12 protein-coding genes are annotated in these 12,263 nt (G+C 55.8%); 5 read left to right on the top strand and 7 right to left on the bottom strand.

Annotated features, from left to right (window positions below; genetic code table 11):
* The first annotated feature begins 121 nt into the window (after positions 1 to 121).
* Positions 122 to 1,159 carry an Ldh family oxidoreductase gene (locus FHT85_RS13625; RefSeq protein WP_112337141.1) on the top strand — a complete coding sequence of 346 codons (1,038 nt, stop codon included), beginning with the start codon at positions 122 to 124 and terminating at the stop codon, positions 1,157 to 1,159.
* Between the two features lie 87 nt (positions 1,160 to 1,246).
* On the opposite strand, the gene FHT85_RS13620 is transcribed toward FHT85_RS13625, so the two are convergent.
* The 3 genes from FHT85_RS13620 to FHT85_RS13610 all read right to left on the bottom strand — a co-directional run bounded on the left by FHT85_RS13620 (position 1,247) and on the right by FHT85_RS13610 (position 3,682).
* Complete coding sequence (locus FHT85_RS13620) at positions 1,247 to 2,209, bottom strand: dihydrodipicolinate synthase family protein (protein ID WP_112337048.1); 963 nt, start codon at positions 2,207 to 2,209, stop codon at positions 1,247 to 1,249.
* A 125-nt stretch (positions 2,210 to 2,334) separates the two neighbouring features.
* Positions 2,335 to 3,036: a GntR family transcriptional regulator gene (locus tag FHT85_RS13615; RefSeq protein ID WP_112337049.1), complete on the bottom strand. Its 702-nt coding sequence runs from the start codon at positions 3,034 to 3,036 to the stop codon at positions 2,335 to 2,337.
* 205 nt (positions 3,037 to 3,241) lie between these two features.
* A complete protein-coding gene (locus FHT85_RS13610) occupies positions 3,242 to 3,682 on the bottom strand; it encodes a DoxX family protein (protein ID WP_183774145.1) in 441 nt (146 codons plus the stop codon).
* A gap of 508 nt (positions 3,683 to 4,190) precedes the next feature.
* On the opposite strand from FHT85_RS13610, the gene FHT85_RS13605 reads away from it, so the two are divergent.
* Both FHT85_RS13605 and FHT85_RS13600 read left to right on the top strand, forming a co-directional pair.
* Complete coding sequence (locus FHT85_RS13605) at positions 4,191 to 4,667, top strand: ProQ/FINO family protein (protein WP_112337051.1); 477 nt, start codon at positions 4,191 to 4,193, stop codon at positions 4,665 to 4,667.
* A 453-nt stretch (positions 4,668 to 5,120) separates the two neighbouring features.
* Positions 5,121 to 5,954 carry an FkbM family methyltransferase gene (locus tag FHT85_RS13600; protein WP_112410786.1) on the top strand — a complete coding sequence of 278 codons (834 nt, stop codon included), beginning with the start codon at positions 5,121 to 5,123 and terminating at the stop codon, positions 5,952 to 5,954.
* Between the two features lie 57 nt (positions 5,955 to 6,011).
* Here the strand turns inward: FHT85_RS13600 and FHT85_RS13595 are convergent, their stop codons facing one another.
* The 4 genes from FHT85_RS13595 to FHT85_RS13580 form a co-directional block, all read right to left on the bottom strand.
* Positions 6,012 to 6,392, bottom strand: coding sequence for a hypothetical protein (locus FHT85_RS13595; RefSeq protein ID WP_112410785.1), 381 nt, complete (start codon positions 6,390 to 6,392; stop codon positions 6,012 to 6,014).
* Between the two features lie 271 nt (positions 6,393 to 6,663).
* Entirely contained in the window at positions 6,664 to 7,998 is a 1,335-nt protein-coding gene (locus FHT85_RS13590) for a polysaccharide biosynthesis/export family protein (RefSeq protein WP_246779978.1), read from the bottom strand.
* A 58-nt stretch (positions 7,999 to 8,056) separates the two neighbouring features.
* Positions 8,057 to 9,166, bottom strand: coding sequence for a glycosyltransferase (locus FHT85_RS13585; RefSeq protein ID WP_246779977.1), 1,110 nt, complete (start codon positions 9,164 to 9,166; stop codon positions 8,057 to 8,059).
* Positions 9,167 to 9,218: 52 nt separating this feature from the next.
* The gene (locus tag FHT85_RS13580) at positions 9,219 to 10,352 is read right to left on the bottom strand and encodes an IS630 family transposase (RefSeq protein ID WP_112410784.1); all 1,134 of its coding nucleotides are present in this window, start codon (positions 10,350 to 10,352) and stop codon (positions 9,219 to 9,221) included.
* 302 nt (positions 10,353 to 10,654) lie between these two features.
* On the opposite strand from FHT85_RS13580, the gene FHT85_RS13575 reads away from it, so the two are divergent.
* On the top strand, positions 10,655 to 11,368 hold the full coding sequence (locus FHT85_RS13575) for a sugar transferase (protein WP_112337144.1): 714 nt from the start codon (positions 10,655 to 10,657) through the stop codon (positions 11,366 to 11,368).
* A 156-nt stretch (positions 11,369 to 11,524) separates the two neighbouring features.
* Entirely contained in the window at positions 11,525 to 12,217 is a 693-nt protein-coding gene (locus tag FHT85_RS13570) for a class I SAM-dependent methyltransferase (protein ID WP_112337055.1), read from the top strand.
* Positions 12,218 to 12,263: the final 46 nt, after the last annotated feature.

Below are 12,263 nucleotides of genomic sequence, written 5' to 3'. Positions count from 1 at the left end.
GTTATGGCAAACCGAAATGCGCGACGAAACAGCGAATCCACCTGTCGATTTCTTGTATTCTTTTTGTATTTATAATTTCCATGTTTATGATGCAAGCAAGCATAATAAGGGAGAACCGAAATTGACCGATGTGACCACCCTGACATCCGCTGCACTGCAAAGCCGCGTCGAATTGATCCTTTCCAAAGCCGGCTTCAATGCACCACAGGGAGCTGCGATCGCACGGACGATCGTCGCGGGCGAACGGGACGCCTGTAAATCGCATGGCATCTATCGCATCGAAGGCGTGCTGCGCACGGTCAAGGCGGGCAAGGTTCGCCCGGATGCAGTGCCCGAATTGGAGCACCGGGCCGACTCGGCCATCGTTCGCGTCGATGCCAGGAGCGGCTTTTCCAATGCCGCCTTCGAGCTCGGCGTACCTGTACTCGCCGAACAGGCTCGCCGTTTCGGTATTGCTGCGCTTGCCATCAACGACTGCACGCATTTCGCAGCACTCTGGCCGGAGGTGGAAGCGCTGACGGAGCGCGGCCTTGCCGCCTTTGCCATGTGCCCGAGCTATTCCACCGTCGCGCCCGCCGGCGGTACTGCGCCGCTGCTTGGAACCAACCCGTTCGCCTTCGGCTGGCCGCGCCTCGACAATCCGCCTTACGTCTTCGACTTCGCGACTTCGGTTGCGGCGCGTGGCGAGATCGAATTGCATCGGCGCGCCGGCAAGCCTTTGCCTGAGGGTTGGGCGATAGATACCGATGGTCAGCCGACGACCGATCCGGAAGCGGCGCTCGCCGGCGCCATGCTGCCGTTTGGCGGTCACAAGGGTTCGGCGATCGGCACCATGATCGAACTTCTGGCTGGCATCATGATCGGCGATTTCACCAGCCGCGAGGCACTCGATTATCTCGGCTCGACCGCGTTTGCGCCACGTCACGGCGAACTCATCGTCGCCTTCTCGCCAGAAGCCTTCGCGGCGGGCCGACCAGGAAATCCGCTCGCCCGTGCCGAAATGCTGTTCGAAGCGATCGTCGGCCAAGGCGCGCGCCTACCCTCGCAGCGTCGTTTCGCCGCTCGCGCTCGTGCGGAAAAGGATGGTATCCCGCTGACATCAGAGGAATTGCGCCAGCTCGATCGGCTAGAGGAGCTTGGCCTCGATGCTGTGATCTGAGCGACGTTGAAATGCATGTGAAGGCCAAAGTAAGAAAGAGGCCCCTCGGGGCCTCTCGCATATCGAGCCTAAGCTGACCGTAACAGCTTAGGCCTTATACTTTTCCACGGCGCCGGGAAGACTGCTCCACTCGGCGTACCAGCTGTTGAACAGCTTGAACTGCGTCTCGACATAGCCGCGCTGGCTCTCGTTCAAGACATCGCTTTCATTGAAATGAAGCTCGTATTCCTTGTCGCCCTTCAGCACCATCATGTACTTGAAAAAGAGAACCAGATCCGGTCCTTCGTCGAAAGAAGACAGGACGGCAAGCGCCTGCTCCAGCTCGAGCGCGCGCTGGCGTGCGTCGACGTCACCCTTGGCGGCGGCCTGGGCAAGGTTGCAGAGATGGATGACTTCCTTGGGCAGCACGTTGCCGATGCCGGTGATTGCGCCGGTCGCGCCGCAATTGACGAAGCCGTGGAAGACCGCCGTATCGACGCCGATCATGAGCGATACGTCATCGTCGCGGCTGGTAATGTTCTCGGCGGCATAGCGCATATCGGCCGGGCCGCCGAATTCCTTGAAGCCCACGAGGTTCGGATGCTCGGCACGTAGCGCAAAGAACAGATCGGCACGCGTGGCAAAGCCATAATAGGGGCTGTTATAGATCACAGCCGGGAGATCGGGGGCCGCCGAGAGAATCGCCTTGAAATGTGCCTTCTGGGCGGCGATCACCGAGCCGCGCGACAGCACGCGAGGGATCACCATCAGGCCCTTGGCGCCGACCTTCTGAGCGTGCGCAGCATGGGCAACGGCTGAAGCGGTATTCACGGCACCGGTGCCGACGACGACAGGTACGCCTGCCTGGGCCAGCCGTTCTACCCCTTCCATGCGCTGCGCATCGGTCAGCAGCGGCCAATCGCCCATGGAGCCGCAATAGACAACAGCCGACATGCCCTCGGCAATGAGCTGCTTACCCTTGCGCACGAGCGCATCGAAATCGGGGCTGCGATCGGCCTTGCACGGGGTCATCAAGGCAGGGATTACGCCGGAGAAAATGCTTGCGGTCATCTGTCTATCCTCTTGTGGCTTCGGCTCGAGTGGATCGGCACCCAGCCGCATTCGCCGCCACGCCTCACCGTCTGTGCAGCATTCATACAGCCTTGTATTTAATTTGTCGACAAGAAATATGCAGACTAAAGACTGACGTCGAGACGCTCCTCGCGCATCAGCAGTTTCTGGATCTGGCTGACGATCTGTTCGGCATGTTCGCGCGCCAGACGCTCGGCAAGTTCGGTATTCCGCGCCTCGATCGCGGCTATGATTTCATCGTGCTCCTCGACGAAACGGCGCGGCAGCTGATCATTGTAAGATTGATAATAGAGGCGCAGGAGGCGCCGACCCTCGTTCAGCAAACGCAAGAAGAGGCTGGTGAAATAGGGATTGCGGCCGGCCTCTGCGATCGCAAGATGCAGCGCGGCATTGGTCGAGATCATGGCAAGCGCATCCTGCGCTTCGACGGCATTGGCGAATTCAATCTGGAGAGCCCTCACGGCTTCCAGATCCTCCGGACGGTGATATTTCGCCGCGAGCTGCGTCGTGACCCGATACATCAGCACCAGCGCATCGAAATAGCTGTGCATGTTGAGGAAGTCGATCTGCGACACCATGGTCGAGCGATTGGGCAGCGTATCGATCAGCCCCTCGCCCGCCAGCCGCACCAAGGCTTCACGGATCGGCGTGCGCGACATGCCGAAACGTTCGGAAAGCTGCACCTCGTCGATGGGGCTGCCCGGCGGCAGCTCCAGATCCAGAATCTCGTCGCGCAAGATATCGTAGACAACCTTCACGCCGGAGCCGCGCTTGCGCTCGTTTCGGAGGCTTGTTTCATGATCCATGGCTGACTGACCTCTTCTTTCAGCGAGAGAAGTAAAGGGGCCTGCCAGGTAAATCAACGGCGCTTGCGAGCCTTCACAAAAATCGAGCCTCGGCTTCATACGTATTCAGTGCCACCGCAAGCTGCGGTCTTCACGGACCACCTCTTCCGGCGCCGACGCATCACGATCTATGGTCAAAAGGGCAAATAGTCCTGCAGCCTTCAAATTATGATGAAGCCGCGTCATATTTGGCCGGCCAGAGTGCCCACTTTATTGTAAGAACGCTCCCTGGTCCGTGAACGGCTGCAAAGAGCAGCCCTGCCAGGAAAACGAAATGGTCCACGAAGAAGCCGAATTCGGCTTGGTTGCCGGCCCAGCGTGCCGGACCGTGGAACGAGAATCCGAGGAAGATGACATAAACGGCTGCTACGAGTGCCGCCGGGGTAAACAAGGCACCGGTCAAGAAGGCAATGACGAGCAGCACTTCAAGGATCGCAGCACACCACGCAAGGAATAATGGAAACGGGAAACCGGCGGCGGCGATATAGCCGGCGGTCGCGCCCATATCCATGAATTTGAACGAGACAGCCATCAAGAAGACGGCAGCGAAGATCAGGCGAGCGGCGAGAATGGCGGCAATCTGCCAAACTGATTGAGCATTTTCCACGATATTCCTCCAGATTGAAGCTGTTGATGCTCCAAGGACGACCGACAGAAGGCGATTCCGACAAGCGGAAGAAAATTATTTTGATGGTGCAACCGCCGGCGGACAACGAAACTGATCGAAGCCGTTTTCGTCAGCTTAGCGCCCCACATTCCGCCGCAAGCCAGGATTGAACCTTGCAGAGAGAGCCTGCAAAGATTGACCCTTTTCGCTGCCTATGCGGCAAGAGTCACCCCAGGCTCAGACCCTGCGACATTTTCGCAAGACCGCTTGTTACGAATTCGAGATTGAGAGAGGATGCGCCGCGTACGCGCTACCTATCGCGGCGCCGCAAAACTAGCCAGCCAACTATGAAAATCTCGTTAACCAAACTTGCTGCAGAACAACGCACCTCATATATGGACGTCGGCTTGGCGTGAGGGCGAACAAACGGCGGCGGATTTCGTTGCCGTCCCGTCAAAATCATTTCACAATCAAACCGTAATGGAAGTGCACGCAGAGGAACGATTTGATGGAAGAACCCTGGACGACCAATCGCGAGCCGATCGTGGCGACGGAGCTCGACATCAAGAAGGCGGCTGCGATCAACACGCTCCTGCTTCACCCCATCGGCATTCTGCCCGTCAAAGCCGGTGATCCAATTCGTCCCTTTGCGCTGGGTCTCTGGAATGAATTCCGTCCGCTTTTGAAGCCTGATGTGCCAGTCATGTCGCTTCGTCGCGCCACCAGCGCGTTTCTGCATTCCAAGCGATACTATCATGCCTGTGCTCAATTGGACTCCATGCGGCACGATCTCGCCGGCAATCCCGTCGAGCCGCTTTCGGCAGAGGACAGGCTTGCCGCGCAGCAGCGCCTGATCGCGCTGCGTCAAACACACGCCAAGGCGGCAGCTCAGCGCGAAGAGCCGCCTCCGCCGCCGGTAGTGAACAAAGCAGAACTCATTAGAGCTTCCCTGCTGGGTAGACGATCCGACCGCGCCGCTCGCTGACGCACCTGAGGCGCGCCTCCTATATTTTCTCATTTTATTGCCGAGAGACCGCAACGGAAGCGCCGTTCGTTCTTCCGTGGGGGTAGTGCGCTGTATTCGCCGTACAGCCAGCCGCCTTTCGAGATAACATTTGCCAAATCTCGCCTGCTCGACAGAGTAGATGATTCCCCTGGCTATTCGCGCCCCTTTGGGTTTGAAGAGCGGTCACATCGTGCCATGGGACAAGCTCGATGTGACGGATCCCGGCCATATGAAGCTGAAATGCACCGTCGCGGAGCTCGACGCGAGGCCTCGATGAGCATGCGCATTGCCTCCTGATGATGTCTATGCATGATCTCCTTCCGCTTCAGATTGCCTGGCAAACGATACAACCGGACCCCAGACTAGGAATATCGATTGGTTAAGAGCGAATAATGCGCTAACTTAGCGTTGCAGAATATTTGGATTGCCAAGATGTTTGACGCCAAGAAATTCATGTTGTCCGGATTATCATCTGCTGTTGGCAGGTTTCATAAGAATAAAACTCTGCAAAAAGCTATTTTCAACGCCATTCGCCTGAACAGAGCGGAAGTAGCCGACATCATACTGGACGACAATGCCAGGTTCCTCAGCTATTGCCTGGCCAGGCGAAGCTGGTCGCACGCGCAGATCATGCAGGATCTCTGGGTCTGTTTCGAGCTGGCAGAGAAAAGAAACGGATTTTTCGTGGAATTCGGCTCGACCAATGGCTTGAAGAATAGCAACAGCTGGCTCCTTGAAAAGAAGTTCGGCTGGAATGGGATCCTCGCCGAGCCGAACCCGATCTGGCATTCCGATCTGGCGGCCAACAGATCCGCCTCCATCGAGCATCGATGCGTATCATCGAGTTCCGGCGCAACAGTCAAGTTCATCGTTACGGATGAAACTGACCCGGAATTGAGCTCCATTGCAGATTTTTCTCAGGGAGATCATTTTTCCGGCGTTCGCAGTCAGGGGAGACAGATCGAGGTAGAGACCATATCGCTGGACGACCTGCTTGATACCTACAACGCGCCAACCGTCATCGACTACTTTTCGATAGATACGGAAGGCAGTGAGCTGGACATACTTTCTGCCTATAGTTTCAGCCGTGAATTTCAGCTCATTTCCGTGGAGAATAATCCCAAGACCGAAACGGCGATCCAGACGCTCCTTGAGGGCAAGGGATACAGGCGCGTATTTCCGCAGTTCTCGCAATGGGACGGCTGGTATGTTTCGCGGAAACTCAGAAGCGGAGAAACGCCCCAAATTATGGCGCCTGAATCCTGAGCGACGCACAGCCTCCCTTGCGAAACAAAGGCACAGACCATCAGCGCGGCTTTTCTTTCAGTCCGGCATCCCGGGGCGAGCTTTGTCGACACCTCCGCGCTCAGCTTTCGCAGAAAGCCTTGCATCCGAATGGGCTTGAAAGAGATTGTTGGTGAAGAGGTCCGACCCATTCCTCGAGTTCGACCTGCCGATATCTCGTCCGAGCACTTTTACATAGATGACGTAAAGTAACATGCGCGGAAAAATATACCCAGCCTCGAGCACGGCAGCCAGAATAAAAGACCATGCTAAAATGTCGAGTGCAGAGCTACCAGAGCCGATATTGGAAAGTGCGTAGCCGACCATCACAATGAGGACGATGATCGTAAAAAGCAGAATTGGTACTCTTAGGGCACATAAAGCCCCGACTACGAAAGAGACAATGAGACCCCAAGCCATCAAACGTCTAGCTCCGAGTAGTTCATCTACGATCAAAAATAATACCTATTCATAGTATCCGTGATCTGCGCCTCTGGGACAAGTCGAATATTTCCGGCTTATGCGGTTATACGCCCAATTTTCAGAGAAAGACTGACGACGAGAGCGAAATTACTACTCTGAGATGATTATTGGCTGCGATCGATACCCGCAGAATGCGAAAACCGCTCTAAAAGCATCCTCTGCTTGCAGGCCTTTTGGATTTGCCCGAATCTACGGAACCGTCTTGTCATCACGGGGACAATGCCGGGCCTAACCCATTGTCTGTCGTTTGAGTCAGCGCCTGCGGCTTTTCATCTTCGACGCGAATGACATCGCCGGGCGCGACCGGGTCATTGTCGCTCGCAGGCATGCTATGTAAGCTGCCGTCGACGATACGATCTATCGTGGTCTTGAGCGTGCGTCGCGGATCCTCGCTTGCCAGACTTGCCGCGGCCGCGGGGGCACGCGCTTGAATATTGTCGAGCAGAGCTTGGGTCGTTGCTGACTTCTCTCTGTTGGCTGCGAGGCGATCGCGCACATCTGCCGCCTCGGTCAATGCTTGCGTACGATAGCGATTGCTGACATCGGCAATATCGCCATCCGCCTTCGCGATATCCTGCCGTGCCTTGAGATTGGCAAGTGCCACGTCAAGATTCTGGCTTTCGAGCTGGGCCAGGTTCTGATTGGCGTTAAGCTCGCGCGATGACACGGTCAACCCCTGGGAGATCAGCTTGTTGACCGTTCCGACATCCTTGTTGGCGAGTTCTATTTGCTTTGCAAGCGAAGCGGCCTTCGAGGTGAGAGCTTCGATCTGATTGCTGGCGAGAAGCTTTGCCTGGTTCAGCGCATCGGTCTCGGTGCGCAAGGAGCGCTGTCGCGTATCGAACAAATCCTGCTCTTCGTCCATCATGCGGGCGATAAGCGGATCGTCTGCACGCTGCATCAACTCCGGCGGAAAGCTGATCGAGGGCTTGTTGTCGATGACGGCGTCCAGACGCGCCTGCCGCGCCAGAAGGCTGAGCCGCTCGACATCCAAAGAGCGCAGATCACCTCGGGCGACCACGGCGTCTCGCTGCAGACCGACAAGCGTCGGGTCAGTGACACCGAATGTCCCTCCGGCCATGCTGAGGGCCTGAATGACCGTAAGGCCAGGACTGTAATCATAACGCCCGGGCTTGGCCACCAGACCGGTCAGGAAGAATGGCCGGTATTGCGCCACCTCCACCGAGGCGTTGGGACGCTTTTGCATGCCGACCTGCGTCTTCAACCGCTCGCCGATGCTCTCGGCGACCTGCTCGGAAGTCATGCCGGCTGCCGGTACGGTCCCGATGATAGGCAGCGACAGGTTACCCGACGCCGATATGACAAATTCGCCGGTCAGCGGCTCCCATTCGACAGCGGAGCCGGCCATCGGGCGCCATTCATATACGCGTATGCGCAACTTGTCCTGCGGGCCGAGAATATAGTCATCCGCATGAGCGCTCGACATCCCCAGCACGAAAGCCACGCCGACCGCAGCCAGAATAGGCAACCGATACACAAAACGCCGATTAATTTCGCCGGTCACCGACTTATTCAGCTCCATGGCTTCCACTCCTATTCGAGGGTGAAGGCGCCTCATTGGTGCCGCCCTCCGGCAATACTTAGCCATGAACGACCTTAGGCTGCCCGCCGGTCGATCTGTTGACGAAGGACGCAAATCTTCTCATGAAGATTTCCGTTCTGAATTCCGCGGCACGCGCGACGGCGTCACCCGGACGAAGATCCATACGCTCGAGATGCTCGACTGCCTCGATCAATGCATCGACAGTCTGGGTGTCGAAAAAGATCCCCGTCTTTCCGGCAACGACGGTTTCGGTTGCCCCTCCGCGATTGAACGCAATAACCGGCCGACCGCTCGCCATTGCTTCGACCGGCACGATCCCAAAATCCTCTTCACCCGGGAAAACCAACGCCCTGCAGCGCGCATATTGCTCTTGCAGAACCCGAAACGGCTGCGGCCCCATTATCGTTACCGTGGGCCCCGCCATTTTCTGCAATCGTTCCAGCATTTCGCCGCCGCCGATGACGACAAGCTTCGCCTTCATTCGGTTGAATGCCTCTACGGCAAGGTCGGGTCGCTTATAGCTGACGAGTTCGCCGACCATTAGATAATGATCGCCGACTTCCGACCGGGGCACAGGGTGAAATGCAGAGGTATCGACCGGCGGGTGGATGATTTCGGCATCTCGCCGGTAGTAGCTCTTGATACGTCGCGCAACGGTGAGCGAATTTGCAGCAAAATCATCGACGCGATTGGCGGTCGCCACGTCCCATGTTCTTAGATAATGCGCGAGCGGCGGCATCATCAGGCGGGTCATGAGGCCGGAACTATCATAATAGCTATTATACATGTTCCAGATATACCTCATCGGTGAATGGCAATAACACACATGCAGAGCCGTCGAATTGGGTATTATTCCCTTGGCCGGCCCGGATTCGCTGCTGATAACAAGATCATATTCATTCAGATTCACCTGCTCGAGCGCCATGGGCATCAACGGGAGATATCTCTTGTACATTCGCTTCGCATAGGGAAGCCGATCTATGAAAGTCGTATAGACACGATGCTTCTTAATGACGTCGGAGATGGCCGAGGGATCATAGACATGCGTAAAGATATCGGCACCGGGGTACATCCGGCAGAGGGCCTCCAGAACCTTTTCCCCCCCACGCATTCCAACCAACCAGTAATGTATGATTGCGACACGCATGAAGTACCCCATGAACCGAACAGTTAAACTATATTCAATGTATAGTCTGGAGTTATACTGATTTATTCAGCCGCTCCGATATATTCAGGCTTCGCGCTTTGACATCCGTTGCACTTTTCTGCCGGAACGTGTGCCGGGAAGGCTGAGCCGTATCGGAATTCAGCCATTTATACGGGCTTATGCTTTCACTATGACGCTCGATGAAAGCCCGCATATCAGCTTCCAACTGGCTCGCTGATGTCTGAGCGCCAGGCGGTGACCGCCTGCGGCTCATTTCACCGAACCAACTCTCGACCTGACGCAACCAGAAAACCGGTGTAGGTGTGAAATGCAGGTGATAGCGGGGGCGATGCATCAGCCAGGACTGAACCAATGAGTTCTTATGCACCTCGCTATTGTCCAAAATGATGTGAATATCGATCTCGGGCCGGGCGCTCGCATCAATCTGTTTGAGAAATTCCAGAAACTCACCGGCGCCATGCTGCTTGTGGTATCTATCGATTACAAAACCGCAAACAATATCGAGGGCGCCGACCAGCGAGACGGTCCCTTGCCAAGGTGCGGGATGGGCCTGACCTTCGCTCCCCGAGCGGTTTGACGACCCCACGGATCGCTCGTCGTCAAGCTTCTGAAGAAGGCCGCGCTCGTTGACACCCAACACCAGCGCGCGATTGGGCGGAGACATGTAAAGTCCAAGAATATCAATGACCTTATCGATGAAAAATGGATCAGTTGAGAGCTTGAATGTCTGCATGCGATGCGGCTGAAGACCGAAAGCCGCCCATATGCGCCGAATTGTCGTATGCGAAAATCCGGTCGCCGCCGCCATCGAACGGATCGACCAATGGGTAGCGTCGGGCGTGGATTGAAGAGTGCGCTCAATAATGGCCGCAATCTGTTCGTCATCGATCGTGCGCGGCCGACCCGGCCGCTCCTGATCGAGAAGCCCGTCTGTACGATTTTTCAAGAAGCGCCGCCGCCACTTGCCGACGGTGTTTTCATGGATTCCAAGCTTCGCCGCCACGGCCTTGCTGGTCATGCCATCTGCGCAGTAAAGGATGATCTGGCATCGTTCGGCCATAGAGCGCGCTGCCGCCCGACGCCGATGCACTTGCAGCTCCAGATAATCTCGCTCTTCCTTACTCAAAACCAAGGGCTCTGTGGGCCGTCCGGTCGCATTTGCCATCGCTAAGCTCCCTGCCAACAAGTACTCACTAAATAACTCGAACTTATGTTCCGGTCACCATTCACACAACCAAATATATATAGAGACGATAACCGCCGTATATATTAAGATATACAAAAATAAGTTGTGTAATAACTCGAATTTATCGGAAATAACGCACATATATTGCAGAGCAACAAAGACATTGTCAAATTATTTATTATTTGTTAATCTCAAACTACATTCGATCTCGGCGCGGGACAGCGCCTTTCTAAACATTGCTGACGACATTTCTTTGTTTCTTCCGAATGCGGGGCAAGCTGATGAGGGAAATTAACGTTAGACGTGAGCTCGATACACTGGGCGATCTGGGAACGCGTCGCCGCAGCGGCACGTCCATTCGTCGGGCAAACAACAGAACTCCAACCTCCAGCACGACCAAGCGTTGCGTTGATGCCACCCTGGCCGGGATAGCATTGGTTGTATTGGCGCCAATGATTGTCATGGTCGTGGCTATTCTTTTGGTAACGCAGGGGCGACCGATCTTCCATTCGCATCGACGCGTTGGCAAAAATGGGGTCCTGTTTCCCTGCCTCAAATTCAGAACGATGGTCAAAAATGGCGAGGAAGTTTTAGCCCAGCATCTTGATGCCAATCCTGCTCTCAGGGCCGAGTGGAACGCGACGCGCAAGCTCAAGGACGACCCGCGCGTCACGCAATTCGGCAGGCTGCTGCGCAAAAACAGCATCGATGAAATTCCCCAGCTTTTCAACGTGATACGGGGAGAAATGAGCCTTGTCGGGCCACGGCCGATCGTCGCAAGTGAAGCCGAGTTGTATGGGGCACATTTTGCCGACTATATCCGTGTCAGGCCCGGCCTGACAGGCCTTTGGCAGGTCAGCGGCCGTAGCGACACCAGCTATGATACGCGCATCGCACTTGATGTGCGCTATATTGCTGAACAGAGCCTATGGGGCGACGTCGTGATCATGGTCAAGACCATTCCGGCCGTCTTGTCGTCTCGGGGCAGCTACTGATCAGGCTGCCTCGGATGCATATTACATGCGATTGCATACGAGCTGCGTAAGCTTCCATTTTCGTAAGCCGCAGCTGCCAAACGACCCAGTATAGATTTCCAGAACCTCCGCGGCAGTCGACAGGAGGTATAAACTCCTGGCAGGGAAGGGTTAGCTTTGCACGATATTTATCTCACCGACCAATATGCCGAACTGAACCCAACGTGGCACGAGGAGGATTCCCCGTGGAAAGCACATCAGATCGAAGCGATTATTCGCAAAAATCGGCTGAACTTCGATACACTTTGCGAAGTCGGCTGCGGTACGGGTGAAATCCTCCTGAATCTGTCGCGCTCCTTTCCAAAGGCACATTTTACCGGCTATGAGATTTCCCCCCACGCCTATCAAAGAGCAAAGACGAAGGAAACCAGCCGCGTTTCCTTTCAACTGAGCGATATACTTGAGGAGAAGGATAGTACTTTTGACGTCGTCGTCATTGCCGACGTGATCGAGCATGTCGAAGACTATATTTCCTTCATCAAGGGGCTGCGCTCTTGCGGTCGCTACAAGATCTTCCATATCCCGCTCGACCTTTCCGTGCAGTCCGTCCTGCGTGCTTGGCCGATCGCGAATTTGCGCGATAATGTCGGGCATCTACATTATTTCTTCAAGGATACGGCGCTTGCTACCCTGCGGGGCTGCGGCTACTCCGTTATCGACTATGCGTATACTGCAAGCCGCCTGGAATTACCCAATCAGGCTTTCAGCAGTACATTGATGCGGTTGCCGCGCAGGCTGCTTTATTCGATTCATCCGGATTTGGCAGTGCGAATCCTTGGCGGCTACTCTCTTCTCGTTCTTGCAGAGTAGTCATCCATGGCATCAGCGCAAACCCATGCCGACGCCTGCGATGCGG

The sequence above is a fragment of the Rhizobium sp. BK312 genome, from assembly GCF_014193605.1.
Classification (GTDB): domain Bacteria; phylum Pseudomonadota; class Alphaproteobacteria; order Rhizobiales; family Rhizobiaceae; genus Rhizobium.
Note: the sequence above shows the minus strand (reverse complement) of the source record. Positions and strands in the feature narration are given on the sequence as shown.

Coding starts and splice junctions, on each gene's coding strand:
- FHT85_RS13600 (WP_112410786.1), top strand. CDS start 5,121: ATGTTTGACGCCAAGAAATTCATGTTGTCCGGATTATCATCTGCTGTT.
- FHT85_RS13580 (WP_112410784.1), bottom strand. CDS start 10,352: ATGGCAAATGCGACCGGACGGCCCACAGAGCCCTTGGTTTTGAGTAAG.
- FHT85_RS13575 (WP_112337144.1), top strand. CDS start 10,655: ATGAGGGAAATTAACGTTAGACGTGAGCTCGATACACTGGGCGATCTG.
- FHT85_RS13620 (WP_112337048.1), bottom strand. CDS start 2,209: ATGACCGCAAGCATTTTCTCCGGCGTAATCCCTGCCTTGATGACCCCG.
- FHT85_RS13590 (WP_246779978.1), bottom strand. CDS start 7,998: ATGGAGCTGAATAAGTCGGTGACCGGCGAAATTAATCGGCGTTTTGTG.
- FHT85_RS13605 (WP_112337051.1), top strand. CDS start 4,191: ATGGAAGAACCCTGGACGACCAATCGCGAGCCGATCGTGGCGACGGAG.
- FHT85_RS13595 (WP_112410785.1), bottom strand. CDS start 6,392: ATGGCTTGGGGTCTCATTGTCTCTTTCGTAGTCGGGGCTTTATGTGCC.
- FHT85_RS13615 (WP_112337049.1), bottom strand. CDS start 3,036: ATGGATCATGAAACAAGCCTCCGAAACGAGCGCAAGCGCGGCTCCGGC.
- FHT85_RS13585 (WP_246779977.1), bottom strand. CDS start 9,166: ATGCGTGTCGCAATCATACATTACTGGTTGGTTGGAATGCGTGGGGGG.